Genomic DNA, 18,409 nt, shown 5'->3' on the forward strand with positions numbered 1-18,409 from the left:
TCAACTTATATATGGGCATACGTTTTAAATGGCATACACAACTTTTGATGATGAACCTAATGATTTAAACTCTCTATATATTTTTCTGACTCATCCGCTATTCGCTTAAATTCAATATCATGAATATAGTGTGAGCAATCAAATTTTATTAATGTGCCATTTTTATGTTTACTGATGAACTCCTTTTGAAATTCATTCCACTCATCTTCATTCCACCCTGTCCCTTGACCGTTTGAAGTGAACAAAAGCATTGGAACATTTGAGATTTCAGCCGCTCCTACCTTTTCGGCATTTTCCTTAATATGATTAATTTCATTCACCATATTTTTAGTTACTGTTCTACGATAAAAAATTACTTTATACAATTCTTTTTCCTCATCTGTCAAAGTCCCATATTTGATGGCATCACTTTCAGAAAGGCCCGGAATCCATCTAGTAATACCAATATTATCAGCAAAGGCACTTAAATGAACTAAAGGCATATTTATATCATAATCTTTATATGCAGCAGGAACAGCCATATCCAACCCTATAATTGCTTTAACTTCATTCTGATAGACTTGAGCCCAATACAATGCCTCAATACCAGACATAGAATGAGGAAATAAAATATATGGTCCTTCAACATCTGATTTTAATAGAGCTTCTCTTGTTTCTTGTAAAATAGTATCAATCTCACGCTCAGAATCTGTAATGTCACTAAAGCCATAACCTGCCTTTTCAACGACAACGATTTTATATTTATCGCTTAACAATGAATATAATGATTTAAAATCTAAAACAGGTGAGCTTGTGCCTCCCCCAGACATAAATACAAGCGTTTCTTCTCCATTTCCTTCTACGTACACATGCATTTGATGTCCATTAACTTCTACCATTTTTCCTGTTGGCGTAAATAATTTTTCTTCCTTTGATAATTTTATTTGATGAATAATATAACTTGTCGTAATGATCAAGAAAAGTATCGCTGTAATAATTGAAAAAAGCATCATGATTCGTTTAAACACTGTCTTTCAACCACCCCTCTTAAGATTTTTACTATCCATCAAAACTAACAGAAGGCATCATGGCTTTTAAAGTTCCAAAAGGTACTCGATAAACTGCAACTTTTGCCCATTCATTTCGAACGCATTATCATCTATACACACTTGTTTAAAGCCATTCTTTTCAAGAACCCTTTGAGATGCAATATTATTTGTTGTTGTTTTTGCTTTAATCTTTTTGACACGGATTTCAGTTTCTAATAGTAGCTTTAAGGCTCTAGCCCCTATTCCTCTTCCTCCATATTCTTGTCCCACTCTGTAACCGACTTCTGCTATATCATTCGTTGTATCTATATCTACTAAATTAATTCTTCCGATAATATTGCCCGAGTTATCTCTTATTAAGTAGAATTTTGATTTTTCTTCCTGTTGTTCTGCTAAAAGCTCTTTATGTCTTATTTTAAACGTTTCAAAATTATAATAATCTTCTCCACGACTAGGTACCATTTGTTCAAAGAATTGTCTATTGTTCTTTTCGAACTGATACAATTCTTCTGCGTCACATTCTTGTAAGCTATTAATTGATATTTCCAAGCAACTCAACCCCTCGTTCTGAATAATATGTATTGTAATCCATATTTAAGAAAACAAACTCTTTATGATATCCTACCGAAAAGTTTGTTTATAATCTATCGGAATCCCAAGATGAAGAAATATGTATAACGACTCGAATAAAGAGAAAAAATCACCCCTCTAAATCTTTCAATCGTCTTCGAATAGTAGCTTCCGAAACGCGAAGAATTCGTGCAATTTCTCGATTACTTTTGCCAGCATCCTTTAAATGCTGCAATTGTAATTCATTTATAGCTACTTTAGGTCGTCCATTTGAATTTCCTCCACGCCATTCCTTATTTTTCTTTTTACTTCTCAAAAATTTCCCCAGCATTTTCTCACCTTCTCATGCGTCATAACTCTAAATTATCAGTTATAAAGCTTTATTGTAAAAAAAGAAAGCAGATTTATATCTACTCTCTTGATTGTTTAGGAAAAATATAAAAATAAAAAACAAAACCAATGATAATTGCGGGTGGTAAAGCAATTCCTATATTTTGTACAAATGCACTTGCAAGTAGTTTTAAAATCTCAATAATATCTTTAGATAAAATGTTTTGATACTGTTCTGCACCTGTCAAACCTTTGATCATTAAAGTTACAGCAAAAATAATGATATAACTAATTAAGCTATAATTAATACTTAACTTTATTTTTTCTTTATCATCGTTCTTTTCCTCTAATAGCAATGTTTCCACACTGATATCTAGAACCTCCGATATTTTCAGCATATTTCTCTTACTCGGATAACCATTCCCAAGTTCCCATTTGGATATAGACTTATCACTTACTTCTAAAATCTCAGCTAGTTCTTGTTGGGTGATTCCTTTCTCTTCTCGATATCTTTTTAGTTTTAAACTTAAAATATTTTTCTCCATTTTACCATCCTCCCATTACCTTAATTTATGGTTATTATCACATACTGGAATTTCTATTAACAGGAATTTTCAAAAATAGAGAAAAATAGACCACAATATAAAAATGCGACAAAACTCATTAAATAGGTTTTTGTCGCATTTTTTATTGGAAATCCATCTGAAATTACCATAAAACTTATATATTCTTTTTCGAAAACTCAGTATGCAACAAACTATAGATCAACATATCTTTACATTCTCCAGTAACACTATGGCATTCAAATTGTCTTAAGCAACCTTCTTCCTTAAAGTTGAATTTCGACAATAGTTTCTTTGAAGCTATATTTTCCTCTGTAACAATTGCCTGTATTCTTACTAAACCTAACTGATCAAATCCTATTGATAATACTGCTTTAACAGCTTCCGACATAATACCTCGATGCCAATATTCTTCAGATAATTCATAACCAATTTCAGCTCGTTTGCCTTCAAATTCACTTAAAAAAATAGTACCAATAATTTCATCGGTTTCTTTGTTAGCAATAGCAAAACGAATAATCCAACCTTCATCATAGCCTTTGTTCCAAAAATTAATTACTTCATAACTTCTTTCTAGAGTTTCTGGTCCATTCCAATCAAGATAACGATATACATTTTCATTTGAATAATAATTGAATAACGTAGGAGCATCCTCCAACTTCAACTTTCTTAATTTAATGCGCTCAGTTTGTACTGATGGAAAAGAGGTCCCTAATACTTTGGTAAAATTCATTTTTTTCTCTCCTTTTTTGAATGAATATCAAAATAAACTAAAGATGGAAATTCACAAGAAGCTGATTAAATTATACCCAGCCTAGATTGCCTGAAAAAACCTCATACATATTTCATAAAAGAAAATAAGCCAATGTGGTCAAAAACCACACTGGCTTATACTATTCTATTCTTCTTCTTTTCTCTTTTAATACAATTCTTTGGATACTCTTCGAAGACAAATAATATTTTTCACCTAAAGTAGCCGTGTCCGCTCCCGTTAGATAATCGTTATAAATATTACAGTCTCTTACACCCAATTCTTTTCTTGTAGCAGTATTGGATCCCCAGTCTTTTTTATGTTCTGCTCTCCGCGGTATATAAATATATTCACCATCAACATATTCTTGTATTAACTCTAGCAACTCAGCTGGTAGAATATGCTTTGCTTTTTTATAGCTCATAATTGCACTCCTAAATTTAATATTTTTTTAGGAAGAGCAAAGGCTATTTAATTTATCCTATATTGCAATAGCCTTTGCTATGCAAAAAAAGTATACCTTCTCATCAAACAATCCCCCCTTGTATTTCTGTAATTTTATCAATACTATACCATATAAGGTTCATCACCAAAACGTGTGGTTGATTTCCGTTCCGGCTGGGCGCTTTCCTGGGGGCGTCCGATGAGCCGCTTCACTCGCTTTGCTCGCTCCAGGGTCTCATCTGTGACGCTAATCCCCAAGGAGTCGCCCAGCCTCCACTCCAATCAACTTATATACATAGCATACGTTTTAACTAATGTCACTCACTATTTTTGGTGACAATTCCCATATTATCCAAAAATACAAAGAGATTTTATAGATTCCCGTTCGCTTTATTATTGATAAACAAATGAAAAAGTACATTAGCGATATAGCTGCCAATGTACTCCTAAATATTTAAATTATCTATTAGTCTTTACTTTTTAATTTTAATTCTTCATAGCCCTTAATATTTAAGCTTAATTGTTTTTCTTTATTCCAAATACTATAAGGGTAAACTAAATTAACAAAAGTTTTCCCATCTTTCAATTCTATATTGGCTCCTCGTGCATAAAAGGACTCTCCCTTTTCATTTGTTAACGCCCATTCAAAAAATTGATTTTCATCCTCGGAAACGTCAACTATTAAAGATACATGCATAGAGCCATTCGTAAGGGTTGCTGATTGTAGTTGAATACCCTCAACAGCCTTTTCCGCTTCAAATGATTGTGTTACAACCTTCGTTGGTGTCAATGTAAATGGCCATTCTCCATTAATATGAACAATCCCTTTCTTTTCTGTAAAGAAATGAATTGTTTCAATTACTAATTGAGCGTTATCTAGAGAAGGCCATGCCTGGTCATTCGACTGTAATATTTGTTCTAAAATTATGGATTGGTCGGTTCCTTTCAGCATTCGCTCCTCAGTATTACCCGCTAAACCTTTTGAAGTAAGAGGCTTTGTATCTGAAACATGGGCATCAATTTCTTTTCCTTTAGAATCATATATACGATATTCAATACTTATATGCTGAATATCTCTTATATCCATGCTCTTTGGTAAAATCTTGAACTGTAGCCCTACACGATAGGCATCAGCAAATGTATTTTCAAGTGTGACCGTAACATCTTGTGAACTTTGCGATACCCCAGAGTATTGTACTTCTCCATTTTGACTAGCAAGTTCAATCCCAGCATCCTCCTGGAAACCTAGAAATGCTTTTAGTTTAGCCATCGCTGTATCATTAGACAAAATCACACCCGAAGCGAGAACTGCACATGCAGCCGCAGCTGAAATAGGCTTCAACCAACGTTTTTTTGTCTTTTTCTTTGATTTAGAGCGAATCTCTGTATAGGAACGATCAAAAGCTTTTTGCACAACTTCTGGTATTTCTTGTTCTCTATTCATTTCTTCATGTAAACGGTCGTCTAATGATTTTTTCATAGCAATTGTGCCCCCTCAACATAATAATTATTTTTCAGATATTGCTTCGCTCTAGAAATTCTCGACTTAATCGTCCCTTCTGATTCATGAAGAAATTCGCTTATTTCCTTTGTCGTGAGCCCATTCACATAATAAAGCGTTAAAGCAATGCGATAGCTCTCATCTAGACTTTCTAATGCCTCATCAAGCTCAAGTGAAATTTGATCTTGGTGTCGCAGTTCATGCAATGTCGTCACATCCAGTGGTACAGTACGTTGATCCTGCTTCATAAAGCGATAACAGTTATTTAAAAGTATTCGACAAATCCATGTATTAAAATATTTTGCTTCTTTTAGAGAATCTATTTTTTCAAACGCTGTCAGTATTGTATCCTGTAAAAGATCTGCAATGTCCTCATCTTTCAAGCCTAGTCGTTTTGCTGTCCGGTAAAGCGTTATTTCATATTGACGGATTAATTGTATAAACGCTTCTCCATCTCCCTTCTTTGCTTTTTTTACAAGAAACTCGGATCGCATATAATCACCTCTTTTTCTCTTTACATACCGTTAGAGCATTTTGATTGATAGTTAGTTGCATCGATTTTTATTTTATTACACTAAAAAAGCAACCGGCGAAATAACAGTCGGTCGCTACCTACTAATATAAATTTTAAATGAGAGGCTATTTAAAACAACTAACACTGTTTACACTCCGAAAATAGGTATTTCCGATCTGTTCTAACATCCACAAGGTTATCGAAAAACAAAAGGACTTTTATACTCTAATCTGTCACTTTTTAAGTAATAAGACTCTCAATTCATTATTGACATTCCTGCTTCAGTACATAATACTATACTTAAAATTTGAGTTTTCATAGGCATAAAGTTCCAATAAAACTCAGAGGAGGAAACTATTTGAAAAACAAAAGCATTAAGCGACGATTATTGTTTTTTACATTAAGTTTGCTGTTATTGTCATCTGTCATTAATTCCGTATTAGGTGTTTGGATTGTGGGCAAAAATAGTAAAGAAGTTTTAATTGAAAAAGCCAATGAACAGGTCTATGAAATCGCCAAGCAAGTTGAAACTATATTAAATTCTGAGAATGATCCCATCTCATCTTTACAAGATTTTGTGGAGTCAAAAGAAAAACAAGAGAATGTAACTTATGCTATTGTCATTGATACCAATGCAAAAGCAGTGGCGCATAGTGATAAAGGGAAATTAGGAAAAACATATGAGGATGCATACACAATCGATGGTGCCAAGCACGGAAAAAAGCAATTTACGAGATGGTATGCTGAAGTTCAAGGTATTTGGACATATGACATCATGGAACCTATATATAAAGATGGCAAGCTTTATGGCGTAATTGATATTGGGGTGCCTGAAAGCGGTATTCAATCTATTACAAACTCTGTACTAGGCTATCAGATTATTACAGGCATAGTGAGTTTTATCGTTATAGGTGCTTTAATGTGGTGGATTATTGGTCGCATTGTTACTGCCATTAAGAATCTTGAAAATATCATTCATCAAACTACTAGCTTAGACTTTACCGAAAATCCAGAATTAGAGAAGCTATTACATCATCAAGATGAAATTGGTCTTATGGCAAAAGGCATCTCTGGCATGCAATCGGCATTAAAGAATGTTACCGTCAATATACATAAAACTAGCTCCGAGCTATCAGATTCCTCAAAGATTCTTATTCAAATAGCAGAAGATACGGTACGTACGACTGATGAAATTAGCTCAGCCATTAATGAAGTAGCAAAGGCTACAGAAGAGCAAGCTCATGATACAGAAAAAAGTGCTGAACAATTAAATCAACTATCTGGAAACATTGATCGTGTTATTGAGCACACAGAGAAGATTGCTTCTATGACAGAGGATATTGATCATTTAAGTAATCAAGGTGTAGAAACCATCAATCAACTCTCTATTTGGTCAGAGAAAAATCGAGAATCTTCTCAACAGGTAAGCAACATTGTTCAAGAAGTAGATAAAACTTCATCTGATATATCAAGTATTGTTAATACAATTACAGACATCGCAACTCAAACTAATTTATTGGCTCTAAACGCTTCCATTGAGTCAGCTCGCGTCGGTGAAGCCGGTAAAGGTTTCGCAGTTGTCGCGGATGAAATCCGAAAATTATCGGAACAGACATCTAATGCTACTGAGGATATTAAGAATAAAATCTCTGCCATTCAGGATATTTCTAAAAGTGCTGTGCAGGAAATCAGTACGAGCCTTAGCATTGTCGAACAAAATGCAAAAGCTACAAAGGATACTAGCGAAATCTTTAATACAATAAAGGTAGCTCTAGACCAAACGAGTGGAGTGGCACAAGATGTGAAACATTTATCTCATGAGATGGATGAACGCAAGGAGCAAATCATTAGTGCCGTACAAAACATATCTGCTTCTGCAGTAGAAACCTCTGCTGGAACAGAACAAGTTTCCGCTTCCGCAAATGAACAGCTTAAAAGCATCGAGACTGTCTCTGAAAAAGCTAAAGACCTAAATGCTATTGCTGATGCTTTAAGAGACGAAATGAAAAAATTTACTATTTAATGTAAAAAAGCTGATTCAATTATGAATCAGCTTTTTTAGCACATATCTCTATATCAATTCACTTTCTTTGAGTAAATCATAGATGATTGTGTCTTTCGTTTTATGAATACCAAATTTACCTATTTGTTTTAAGATAAATGGAGCATCTACATCTGTTAATTTTTTACCATCAAGTAAGCGAGCAGTTGAAGATAATAAAGTACGAATGTCAAAAGTAGATGCAAATACTTCTGGAACGCCTCGATCAATATCTAATAATTGATAAACAGCTTCCATCGCTGTTCTTACTGAATATTCAGTTGTGAATACAGTATCTCTTTCTGTTTCACTAAAGTTCCCAATGAAGGCTAAGTTAGTAGATCCATTAGGGACAACTAAAGGACGATCTCCCATTGCTCTAGGCATGAAGTAAGATGTTATATAAGGCATGTAACATGGAATAGTATTACAAGAATTTTGCGCAATATCCGGTATTTCATCTACAGGTACACCCATATGGTACAACCACTCTTGCGCGATCTCAATTCCAGAACATTCCGTGATACTCTTTTTAATAAAATCACCTGGTTTATTTGATAGTAAACCATAAATCCAAACTACTAATTGGTCTTTTGGTTGATTTTTAAAATGCGGTTGTCGGTTCAACGTATAGCTTAGCATCCAATTAGAATCTGTAGCAGTTACAATACCACCCGTAACTACCTTGCCTGCATACGGATCTCTTTTACTGATTTTTTCAATATACGGAGCAACTCGATCATCCAATGTAGTAAGCGTTGCTGAAACAAACCAACTTTCTTCTGGAAGGTTATCGCAGAATTTTTCTGGTTTACCAAAATCAGAATCTTGGGAAGCGATGTTTTTCCAAAGTGACCAGCTTCCGCCTAAATCAGTACTTATAGGGGCCGGCGTATTATTGTCACCATAAGTTGTACTCTCCGTGATACTACCATTTGTTACAAACACTAATTCATTTTCTGTTAGCTCAATATTCTTTTTCACACCATTTTGTTTTAACACTAAAGTATGGGCTACTTTTTTATCGCCAACTTTATCAACTAAAACATTCTCTACAACAGTATTAAATTGGAAATCAACATTATAACTTTCCAAATATTTAATCATAGGAAGTACTAAAGATTCGTACTGATTATATTTTGTAAATTTCAAAGCAGATAAATCAGGTAGACCCCCAACATGATGAATGAAACGCATAATATAACGACGCATTTCCATTGCAGAATGCCATTTTTCAAAAGCAAACATCGTAGACCAATATAGCCAGAAATTCGATTCAAAGAACTCTTCAGAGAAAACATCTGTAATTTTTACATCCTCTAATTTCTCTTCAGGAATAAAGAATAATTTAATCATTTCCTCAGATGCTTTATCAGATAATGTAAACTTGCCATCATCCTCAAGTCTTTGTCCTCTATTTTCAATCAATCTACATTTCGAATAGTTAGGATCCTCTTTATTTAACCAATAAAATTCATCTAAAACAGAAGCGTTTTCTACTTCTAATGATGGGATTGAACGGAATAGATCCCATAGGCATTCAAAATGATCTTCCATTTCTCGACCACCGCGAATAATAAAGCCTCTTGTCGGATTTAAAATGCCATCAAGGCTACCACCTGAGATATCTAGTTCTTCGAGAATATGAATATTCTCTCCCTTCATTTGACCATCACGAATTAAAAAACATGCGGCTGAAAGTGAAGCTAGCCCCGAACCAACAAGATACGCTGATTTCTCATCAACACCCACTGGTTTTTTAGGACGTGCAAAAGCCTCATAATTACCATTACTGTAATACATAGTACCGCCTCCATAAACTATTATCGTGATATAGCATACCATTATTTTGCAAGGTAATGGTAAAATGAGAGAGAAATTAACAAATAATTCAATTTTAAAGTTAAACTCTAAATATACTATACCCTATTATTTGACATAACAATTCATTGCATTTTTATAAATTATTCATCAATATCTTTATATAAAAGGGTTTATGCAATACTTAAAAATTAGATTACCTTTGTTGCGATAACCTATAAAGGACTTGGATTATTGTATGATTTCCTTCTATAAGATTAATTATAAAGCTGTTAAAGTATAGAACCTTTTGAGGACAGCCATGCATAATTATTATAGTAAGAAAACAAAAAACGATGCTTCAAGGGCCACATTTTACAAGCACACTTTTGGTTTTTATTTTGATAGTCTCTATTCGAATTTATTATTATTTAAATAATTTAACTATCCACACTCCCCTCCTGAAATCCGCTTAATGGAAGCCTTATAAGCATATTCAAATATGTAAAAATAAACAAAATTAATATATTTTAAAAATAATGTTTGACAATCTTTTAGGGTGCTATGTAGAATAGGACAAGTGATTATGAGAATCATTATCAATTAAGGCGAACCTTTATTTTTTTTGCCTATAATTGAGAATGAATCTCACTTTAACGAATATATGTTGTTAGTTAGGATGGTAACGGATGGAAGCAAGCGCGAGGAGCATAGAACAACAAGAAACGAATATGAAAAAGATTAAGAGCAGACCGCTTATTGCTTCTATTATTTTAATAGTAGGTACGATTTTATTAGCTTTAAGTATGGGCATGTCCATTTCATTTGGGGCGGCAGATATTAGCTTAACGACTGTTTGGCAAGCTGTTTTTCAATTCGATGATTTACTTACACATCATAATGTCATCTGGGAGCTTCGTATTCCAAGAGCAATTGGAGGAGTAGTCGCTGGTGCGTTTCTAGCGGTATCCGGAGCAATTATGCAAGGTATGACACGAAACCCCCTTGCCTCGCCTTCTTTAATGGGTATTACAGATGGTGCGGTATTTGGAATTGCAATTACGTATGCATTTTTCCCTAATTCCCCTTACATAATGTTTGTTCTTGCTTCATTCATTGGTGCCGCATTTGGTGCAAGTATTGTATATGGTGTGGGTGCATCCTCACCTGGAGGGCTCACACCTGTGAAGTTAGCGTTAGCTGGTGCAGCGATTAGTGCACTGCTTGGGGCCATATCTTCTAGTATTGCACTTTATTTCAATCTTGCTCAAGAAGTGAGCATGTGGAATGCAGGAGGCGTTTCAGGTGTGAAATGGGTAAGTATTGATATGTTGCTACCGATAGGACTTGTTTGTCTTGTTATAGCGATTTTAATGTCGAGATACATTACCATCTTAAGTTTCGGCGAAGAAATTGCGATTGGGCTTGGACAAAATACAACCTTCATTAAATTTATTGGAACTGTACTTGTGCTCGTTTTAACGGGGTCAGCCGTATCTATGGCAGGTTCTGTCGGATTCGTTGGACTTGTTATCCCACATATGACGCGTTTTCTCGTCGGGTCCGATTATAGATGGGTCATTCCATGTTCAGCAGTATTAGGTGGTTTGTTAATAGAATGTGCAGATATGTTATCTCGTGTTATCAATCCTCCATTTGAAACGCCAATTGGTGCAATTACAGCTTTAATAGGTGTTCCATTCTTCCTTTACTTAGCTCGTAATGAAGGGAGAGGGAAAATATGAAGCAAAGAATCTTAACAAAAAAGAATATTTCAGTTTTAGCCATTTTAGCTTGCCTAATTGTGTCGGTATTCTTAATTAGCTTAAATACAGGGACGTTTAAAATACCACCAATAGATGTATTGAAATCGTTAATTGGGTTAGGAGCCGAAGATCAATCTGTCATTTTATTCGAATTTCGTATGCCTCGAATGGTTATCGCGATTTTAGTTGGTTCAGCGCTAGCGATATCAGGAGCTATCATGCAAGGCTTATCTAGAAATCCACTTGCTGACCCTGGAATTATCGGTATAAATGCTGGTGCTGGATTAACAGTTGTTGTTTTCGTCTATTTTTTCTTCGGGAAAGTTGGGACCGGTACGCTAATATCAGTTTTCATTCTTCCATTATTTGCGCTAGTTGGTGCTTTATTAGCAGCGGTTATTATTTATACGCTAGCTTGGAAGAACGGCGTTTCATCCACTCGTTTAATTCTTGTCGGTATTGCAGTTGCAGCAGGATTTAGTGCTGTTAGTTTAATCTTCTCGATGAAAATGACTTCAAATGATTTTCGCTTTGCAACTATTTGGTTAGCAGGGAGTTTATGGGGAACCGATTGGAAGTTTGTATTAAGCGTACTACCTTGGATGCTCATATTTCTACCCATTGCATTTTGCAAGGCACATGTATTGAATGTAATGAATTTAGGAGATGTAGCAGCGGTTGGCCTTGGTGTAAATGTAGAGAAGGAAAGACGTAAATTATTATTTATCGCCGTTTGTTTGGCTGGTGCATCGGTAGCTGTTGCCGGTGGCATTGGATTTATCGGATTAATGGCACCCCACCTGGCAAGACGTCTTGTTGGAGGAAAACATCAAATTATGTTACCTACAGCAGCATTGATTGGCACTTTTTTATTACTATTTGCAGATTTAATTTCAAGAAGTGTACTAACAACTTCAGAAATACCAGTCGGTCTTGTTATTTCTATTATTGGTGCACCCTATTTTATTTATTTACTTATGAGGACAAAGTAAAAGGAGTCTTTTTTGATGGTAACTTTAGCAGTTGATTCGGTATCCGTTGGCTATAATGAAGGATTAATAATAGATGGATTATCAGTGGCGATTCCCGAAGGAAAGATAACAACGATTATTGGACCAAATGGATGTGGGAAATCTACATTGTTAAAAACAACTTCTCGTATTTTAAAGGCAAAACAAGGGACTGTTTATCTTGATGGAAAGGCAATTGAAAAACAGTCAACAAAAGAAATTGCAAAGAAAATGGCGATTTTACCCCAGACTGCAGAAGTTCCAATGGGTCTTACTGTGTTTGAACTTGTTTCATATGGCCGCTTTCCACACCAAAATGGATTTGGAACACTGAAGGAAGAAGATTATCGCTACATCCATTGGGCACTTGAAGTGACAGGGATGACAGAGTTTTCCAACCGTTCAGCAGAAGCTTTATCAGGTGGCCAACGTCAACGAGTATGGATTGCAATGGCACTTGCTCAAGGAACGGACCTACTTGTATTAGATGAACCAACAACATACTTAGATATGGCTCACCAACTAGAAATTTTAAAGTTATTAAAAAAATTAAATGAAGAAGAAGGCCGTACGATCGTTATGGTCATTCATGATTTAAATCATGCTTCTCGTTTTTCTGATCATATGATTGCTTTAAAGGATGGTAAACTGATTCACCAAGGAACTCCAGATGAAGTAATGACAAGTGAGACACTTCGGAATGTGTTCGAAATTGAAGCACTAATCGTTTCATGCCCTGTAAACAGTAAGCCAATTTGTTTAACTTACGATTTGACAATAATTAATAATCTAGAACAGATAAAAGCATAAAAGAAGGAGCACTCTTCCTCTCTTAAATAGATAGAGAGAGCATTCTAATGGGCGTTGAGCTTCTCATTTTAGCTTGAGATGTTGAACACCCATTAGAATGCAGTGGGTCGCAAACAATTTATCCGGGAGGAACAAAAATATGAAGAAATTTAAACTAACATTACTAACAATGGTATTAGTTATTACATCTATACTATTTGCAGCTTGCTCTTCTGATAAAAAAGAAGAAAAACAAACAGACGCTAAAACAGAAGAACGTACAGTAGAACATGCCAAGGGGGAAATTAAAATCCCTGCTAATCCAAAGAAAATTGCTGACCTTAGTGGTTCAACAGAAGAGTTATTAATCTTTGGCATGAAACCAATCATTACTGCAAATACGTCTCAAGAAGAAATTGATCCACATATTGAAGATCAATTAAAAGATGTAAAACCGGTCGGCTCTGCTTGGGGTGACAAAATTAACATCGAAGCGGTGGCTGCTGCAAAACCAGATTTAATTCTTATAAATGATCGTCAAGAAAAAATTTATGATCAACTATCTAAAATTGCACCGACTGTTATGTTAAAAACTCCATTAGATCAATGGCGTCCAAAGTTTGAGGAACTAGGTAAAATCTTCGATAAAGAAAAAGAAACAAAAGAATGGTTCAAACAATATGACGAAAAGGCAAGCAAGTTACACGATAAAATCGTTGCTAAAACTGGTGATGCGAAGTTCATGAAAATGGCTGCATATCCAAATGCATTCCGTATATATGGTGACTATGGTTACGGTAGCGTACTCTTTAAAGATTTAAAATTACCAGCAGTTCCAGGTACACCAATGGATGAACCACTAGTACAAGTACAAAAAGAAGCTTTAATTGACTACAATCCAGATTACCTATTCGTATTTACAACAGGTGACGGTTCTCAACGCTTAAAAGAGTTCCAAGAAGAAACAATTTGGAAAAACATGAATGCTGTTAAGAACAACCACGTATTTATTATTAAAAATGATGCGGTCAATAAAGGCTACTTCCCTCTAGGTAAAGAAATGATTTTAGATGAAATTGCTGAATTTGTTCTAGGGAAATAATAACAATGAGAATCACCTTCGTAATATCGAAGGTGATTTTTTTAAAACTCGTTTAAGGATCTGATATAGTTGTTTAGTTATCGATTGGCGAATAATTCAACTTAGTTCCCTTATTTTATGAATCGTATAAATTGTTGCTCCCCAATTTGTAAAATCTCATCATTCATTAATATTATGTCAGTATCATCTTCCACAAGCTTTTCCCCATTTAAAGAAACGCCATTTTGTTTCATTAATCGCATAAACTCACTTTTACTTTTAATATATTCTTCAGCAATTAATGATGGAATAATATCTAGTACAGACTCTTTCCCTATTTCAATTAACATTGTGGGGATTTTATCAGGCAAAACCCCTCCTTCATTAACGCTCTTACCTACCCCCTTTTGAATCATCTTTAATTGTTCTTCTAGTTTTAAAAACATACAATACAACTCCTTTAATATTGAATTAATATTGCAAGTTCTATAAGAGTAAAAATCAATTTCGCCCTGGCGTAATTGCCGCTGACGCTTCGCTTTCGCGCAGAAAACATTTGCCGCTGACGCTTTGCTTTCGCTACAGATAAATTGCCACAGGATGTGACGTTCTTAGACTGGGCTCCTCTATAAAAGGAGTCACATCACGTTCATCTTACCACCCGCTTCTGCTGAATGAAGATAAAAAAACGCCCTTTAGGAATAAACCTAAAGGACGTGTTATGAACGTGTTACCACCTTAATTTAAGAGCTACTCACATAACTCTTCTCAATAGGTACGGCTAAATGCGATACCTTTGCATTGATTACGGATGCAAACCCGTCGTAGCCTACTAAAGTTCGGTACGCAGCTCCAAGATGAATTCATTTTAACTTTCCTTGCGCCTCTCATCAACCGGCTACTTTCTGTCAGTTCCATTAAAACTACTAGTTCTCTTCAACACTTTTACTCTTATACTCCAAATTGTTATCAACAATTTTTCGTTATGCAAATCTTGATAATTATTATAGTATATTTGTTTGAATTGTCAATAAATTATTTTTAACCTTTTAACCATAACGTGGGGTTGATTTCCGTTTCAGATGAGCACTTTCCAGGGGGGCGTCCAGCAGGGACGGAAATCAACTTATATTCACGGTATACGTTTTTAACATTTCATACCTTAATAAATTTGTTATATCGGAAGGCGAATCCTCAAAGTGTCGTCTGTTTCTAGATACAATTTATACTGCATAAGAGGTGTATCCTTGTTTAAATAAATTTCACTGCCGTTTCTACTAACTTCCTCAAACCCTAACTTTTCCATCATTCTTCTTGAACGAAAATTAGTTTCATGTGTTTCACCATAAAATGTTGTAATACCAAATTTCTCGAACGCATACTTTATGAACATGTGAGTTACGGTAGTTCCTATACCCTTCCCCCATAACTGACTTTCACCAATAGCAATACCTATTTCAGCACTGTCGCTTTGAATCTCTGCTAGATCTGCATAACCAATTAATCTGTCCTTATATTCAATTCCTAAGCGAATAAAATCCTTACGATTCAAATTCACACTGTACTGCCACCAACTAAATAATTCTTCTTCGTCTAAATTTTTTCTCCACCCATTGGCTTCGCAAAATTTCTCGTCCTTACTCCAACGAAGAACGAAATGATAATCATCATTTTTTAAAGTTCTAAAAATTAATTTTTTAGCATCCTCAAACATATTCGATTTTAACTCCTGCCCTTTTTTACACTCTATGATTTTGAAATATTCATGCTCTTATTATACAAAGAAAAAAATAAAATATGGTATATAAATCCAATTATTACCGTCTTTTTAAATGCTTTTAGTATTTATAAGGTTTAAAACAATGCAACTTAATTTGGACCTATACACATCGACAAATTATGACAAAAAAATATAATTCAGTTTGATATATTATTTTAGAAATCTATTATTCGAGGAAGTAGAAAATTAAGAATGGAGAATAGAACATGGAAACACAAGCTTACAAATACCCCAGACAAAAGATTAATGGGATATGGCTAATAATTGCTGGCATAGCAATGTTCTTATTATTAATAAAATATAACGGCTATCCAAATATTTGGCCATTTGCCATCGTTTATATACTAGGTATGGTTTGGCAATTAAGCCCTAAAACTCGAGAGAAATTAGCAGTCGGTCCTGGTACAGGCGGCCAAAAAAGGTGGTCTAATTTTTCAATTTTTTTATTAGCAATTTTAGTTTTTATTAGTTTTCAATTTTTCGCCGATGATTATAGAACTTGCTGGTTATTAATTATTTTAGCTGTTGGTGTTCATTTCTTACCTTTTATTCCGGTACATGGTAAATTAATGCTTTTTCTATCAATCAGTTTAATCATCAATGCGTTCATAGGATTAATGATTACTAACGTTAATCTAGATATCTTTTTTGTAATAGATGGTCTAATAAAGATTTTATTTGGTAGTATTTTTATTAAGCTCAGTCCTATTAATTTTTAAAAGAATTGAGGATTCTGTTTCACAGTGATCCTTCCAACAAATAAAAGAATCCATTTTGAAAAGAAGACTAATCAAAATGGATTCTTTTCTAATGTTTATGTAATCTTTCCTACATATAAACCCCCGTTTTTATTTGGTCTTCGCGTATTTTTATAGCTTTTGATTCTTTGGAAAAATAATTTCAAAACATGTTCCCACTCCAACTTCGCTCTGTACTTTTACTTTGCCATGATGTTTGTCAATAATCCAATTTGCAATAGCAAGCCCTAGACCAGCTCCCGCTACTTCTCAATAACGCCCAAAATGCGCTTGCAATTCTTGTGCTTGAAAAGGCTTAGTCAGGTAATCGTCTCCTCCAAAGTTGATGAAATTTACGAAATTAATCCCTTGTTATGAATTCGTGTTGATGATACTATATGAATATACAACATGAATATTCATATAAATAATTCATAAAGGAGGTATTCACCTTTGGCAAGAGGAAAAAAAGTTTTTTCAGAAGAAGATAAAATTATGATTAAAAGTAAATTGAAAGATGAGTGTATGGCTTTTTGGATTTCTCAAGGTTATAAAGAAACAAGTATTGGTGAATTATGCAAAAAAACAGCAATATCAACGGGTACTTTTTATAATTTTTATTCAAGTAAGGAAGAACTTTTTTTTGAAGTTTTGTACGACATTCAAGAAACTATTTATGGGAATTTTATTAAACGAATTGAACAATGCCCTGAAAAGTCCGGCTTTGAAACAGCAATAATCCAACTTTACTATGAATACGAAAGCAAACCATTTCTTTATGAAGTAAAAACAATCGATTTCACAGCATTTTATAGTAAGCTTTCGGAGGAAATGAAAGAAAAACTAATATTTGATAGTAGTAATCTTTTTCGTACTGCAATCAAACAAGCAAATCTTAAATTAAAAGTTCCGGAAAAGTTAGCATTTTCAACTTTCACCGTACTTCTTTCTAGTATTGCAAGTAAAGACGGAATATCAAAGAACTGTGACCATTTTGCTGCATTTCAATTTATGACTAAGCAGTTGGTAGCAAGTATCTTTGAGTAGAAGCTCTATTTCAAATATAAAATAGGAGGAGAGCAATGAGTTTATTTTGGAATATTATAGATTTTCTTAAAGAATCAACACCGTTCTTCATCGTGTTTAATATCATTGTAGCAATCGTCCTGCTCATCTCAGGGTTTATTTTATTATCCAAAAAGAATAGAGAACAGAGGACGAAAAAAGTTATCGGTATGGTTTGTTTATCAATTTCATCGTTATCTTTTTTGGGTGCCCTTTCCAATGCTATTTTTTCTTTCATTGTATTTAAAAATTAAGAGGAAAGAGGGATAAAAAGATGTTAGATAAATTACTTAACATTATGGATGCGGCTTGTAAATGGGGAAATAAAAATCTGGGGACCTCTATTCAATTCCCTAAACCAACAAACAAATCCATGGTATCCAGTGCTTTTTCAAGTGGAATTATTAGTAGCGCAATTCTGGTCTATGGGCTTATTTTCAACAAAAAATGGATTTTGTTATTTGGTGGACTTGGGATAATTAGTAGTGTTTTCATTTATCGACAAAGTGTAAAGAACGATTAAATAGTATGTATTAAAAAAGCACGAGAAATCAATTTTAGAAACATTGATTTCTCGCGCTTTTTTAATATGAAATTATATTATTGCTTTTCTAAAATAATTAAAAACATTTTATCTAC

General features: G+C 34.2%; 20 protein-coding genes, 2 pseudogenes and 1 other annotated feature. Of the genes and pseudogenes, 9 read left to right on the plus strand and 13 right to left on the minus strand.

Annotation, left to right across the window (positions count from 1 at the left end; all coding sequences use genetic code 11):
- Positions 1-56: 56 nt before the first annotated feature.
- The 8 genes from ABH966_RS07755 to ABH966_RS07790 form a co-directional block, all read right to left on the minus strand.
- Positions 57-1,007, minus strand: a complete 951-nt coding sequence (locus tag ABH966_RS07755; RefSeq protein ID WP_370077314.1) for an alpha/beta hydrolase — start codon at positions 1,005-1,007, stop codon at positions 57-59.
- Between the two features lie 66 nt (positions 1,008-1,073).
- Positions 1,074-1,577 carry a GNAT family N-acetyltransferase gene (locus ABH966_RS07760; RefSeq protein WP_370077315.1) on the minus strand — a complete coding sequence of 168 codons (504 nt, stop codon included), beginning with the start codon at positions 1,575-1,577 and terminating at the stop codon, positions 1,074-1,076.
- Between the two features lie 151 nt (positions 1,578-1,728).
- The gene (locus ABH966_RS07765) at positions 1,729-1,929 is read right to left on the minus strand and encodes a helix-turn-helix domain-containing protein (RefSeq protein ID WP_370077316.1); all 201 of its coding nucleotides are present in this window, start codon (positions 1,927-1,929) and stop codon (positions 1,729-1,731) included.
- Between the two features lie 79 nt (positions 1,930-2,008).
- The gene (locus ABH966_RS07770; RefSeq protein ID WP_370077317.1) at positions 2,009-2,473 is read right to left on the minus strand and encodes a helix-turn-helix transcriptional regulator; all 465 of its coding nucleotides are present in this window, start codon (positions 2,471-2,473) and stop codon (positions 2,009-2,011) included.
- Between the two features lie 175 nt (positions 2,474-2,648).
- Positions 2,649-3,224: a GNAT family N-acetyltransferase gene (locus tag ABH966_RS07775; RefSeq protein WP_370077318.1), complete on the minus strand. Its 576-nt coding sequence runs from the start codon at positions 3,222-3,224 to the stop codon at positions 2,649-2,651.
- A gap of 160 nt (positions 3,225-3,384) precedes the next feature.
- Positions 3,385-3,666 (minus strand): CD3324 family protein, encoded by a 282-nt coding sequence (locus ABH966_RS07780; RefSeq protein ID WP_370077319.1) that lies wholly within the window; start codon positions 3,664-3,666, stop codon positions 3,385-3,387.
- A gap of 486 nt (positions 3,667-4,152) precedes the next feature.
- Positions 4,153-5,166, minus strand: coding sequence for a DUF4179 domain-containing protein (locus tag ABH966_RS07785; protein ID WP_370077320.1), 1,014 nt, complete (start codon positions 5,164-5,166; stop codon positions 4,153-4,155).
- Positions 5,163-5,681, minus strand: a complete 519-nt coding sequence (locus tag ABH966_RS07790; RefSeq protein ID WP_370077321.1) for an RNA polymerase sigma factor — start codon at positions 5,679-5,681, stop codon at positions 5,163-5,165. The genes ABH966_RS07785 and ABH966_RS07790 overlap by 4 nt, the downstream gene beginning before the upstream one ends.
- A 378-nt stretch (positions 5,682-6,059) precedes the next feature.
- Between ABH966_RS07790 and ABH966_RS07795 the strand changes: the two genes are divergently transcribed.
- Positions 6,060-7,724: a methyl-accepting chemotaxis protein gene (locus ABH966_RS07795; protein ID WP_370077322.1), complete on the plus strand. Its 1,665-nt coding sequence runs from the start codon at positions 6,060-6,062 to the stop codon at positions 7,722-7,724.
- A gap of 48 nt (positions 7,725-7,772) precedes the next feature.
- Here the strand turns inward: ABH966_RS07795 and ABH966_RS07800 are convergent, their stop codons facing one another.
- Positions 7,773-9,545: an oleate hydratase gene (locus ABH966_RS07800; protein WP_370077323.1), complete on the minus strand. Its 1,773-nt coding sequence runs from the start codon at positions 9,543-9,545 to the stop codon at positions 7,773-7,775.
- A gap of 686 nt (positions 9,546-10,231) precedes the next feature.
- On the opposite strand from ABH966_RS07800, the gene ABH966_RS07805 reads away from it, so the two are divergent.
- From ABH966_RS07805 to ABH966_RS07820, 4 genes are all read left to right on the plus strand, one after another.
- Positions 10,232-11,287 carry a FecCD family ABC transporter permease gene (locus tag ABH966_RS07805; protein ID WP_370077324.1) on the plus strand — a complete coding sequence of 352 codons (1,056 nt, stop codon included), beginning with the start codon at positions 10,232-10,234 and terminating at the stop codon, positions 11,285-11,287.
- Complete coding sequence (locus ABH966_RS07810) at positions 11,284-12,300, plus strand: FecCD family ABC transporter permease (RefSeq protein WP_370077325.1); 1,017 nt, start codon at positions 11,284-11,286, stop codon at positions 12,298-12,300. The genes ABH966_RS07805 and ABH966_RS07810 overlap by 4 nt, the downstream gene beginning before the upstream one ends.
- 15 nt (positions 12,301-12,315) lie before the next feature.
- Positions 12,316-13,128: an ABC transporter ATP-binding protein gene (locus tag ABH966_RS07815; protein ID WP_370077326.1), complete on the plus strand. Its 813-nt coding sequence runs from the start codon at positions 12,316-12,318 to the stop codon at positions 13,126-13,128.
- Between the two features lie 139 nt (positions 13,129-13,267).
- Positions 13,268-14,209, plus strand: a complete 942-nt coding sequence (locus ABH966_RS07820) for an ABC transporter substrate-binding protein (protein ID WP_370077327.1) — start codon at positions 13,268-13,270, stop codon at positions 14,207-14,209.
- A gap of 110 nt (positions 14,210-14,319) precedes the next feature.
- Here ABH966_RS07820 and ABH966_RS07825 read toward each other — a convergent pair whose 3' ends face one another.
- A complete protein-coding gene (locus ABH966_RS07825) occupies positions 14,320-14,634 on the minus strand; it encodes a hypothetical protein (RefSeq protein WP_370077328.1) in 315 nt (104 codons plus the stop codon).
- A 261-nt stretch (positions 14,635-14,895) separates the two neighbouring features.
- Positions 14,896-15,137 (minus strand) — a binding site (T-box leader).
- 225 nt (positions 15,138-15,362) lie between these two features.
- The gene (locus ABH966_RS07830; RefSeq protein WP_370077329.1) at positions 15,363-15,902 is read right to left on the minus strand and encodes a GNAT family N-acetyltransferase; all 540 of its coding nucleotides are present in this window, start codon (positions 15,900-15,902) and stop codon (positions 15,363-15,365) included.
- Between the two features lie 272 nt (positions 15,903-16,174).
- On the opposite strand from ABH966_RS07830, the gene ABH966_RS07835 reads away from it, so the two are divergent.
- A complete protein-coding gene (locus tag ABH966_RS07835) occupies positions 16,175-16,687 on the plus strand; it encodes a DUF6609 family protein (protein WP_370077330.1) in 513 nt (170 codons plus the stop codon).
- A 150-nt stretch (positions 16,688-16,837) separates the two neighbouring features.
- Here ABH966_RS07835 and ABH966_RS07840 read toward each other — a convergent pair.
- A pseudogene (locus ABH966_RS07840) lies at positions 16,838-16,966 on the minus strand (ATP-binding protein); the annotation flags it as partial.
- Positions 16,962-17,062, minus strand: a pseudogene (locus ABH966_RS07845) (response regulator transcription factor); the annotation flags it as partial. The pseudogenes ABH966_RS07845 and ABH966_RS07840, both read right to left, overlap by 5 nt.
- Positions 17,063-17,158: 96 nt before the next feature.
- Between ABH966_RS07845 and ABH966_RS07850 the strand changes: the two are divergent.
- From ABH966_RS07850 to ABH966_RS07860, 3 genes are read left to right on the plus strand one after another with little or no spacing between them, the layout of a single operon-like run.
- The gene (locus ABH966_RS07850; protein ID WP_370077331.1) at positions 17,159-17,752 is read left to right on the plus strand and encodes a TetR/AcrR family transcriptional regulator; all 594 of its coding nucleotides are present in this window, start codon (positions 17,159-17,161) and stop codon (positions 17,750-17,752) included.
- 35 nt (positions 17,753-17,787) lie between these two features.
- Positions 17,788-18,024, plus strand: a complete 237-nt coding sequence (locus ABH966_RS07855; RefSeq protein ID WP_370077332.1) for a hypothetical protein — start codon at positions 17,788-17,790, stop codon at positions 18,022-18,024.
- A 20-nt stretch (positions 18,025-18,044) separates the two neighbouring features.
- Entirely contained in the window at positions 18,045-18,293 is a 249-nt protein-coding gene (locus ABH966_RS07860) for a hypothetical protein (protein WP_370077333.1), read from the plus strand.
- Positions 18,294-18,409 lie beyond the last annotated feature (116 nt).

It is taken from the genome of Lysinibacillus sp. RC46 (assembly GCF_041262385.1).
GTDB lineage: Bacteria > Bacillota > Bacilli > Bacillales_A > Planococcaceae > Lysinibacillus.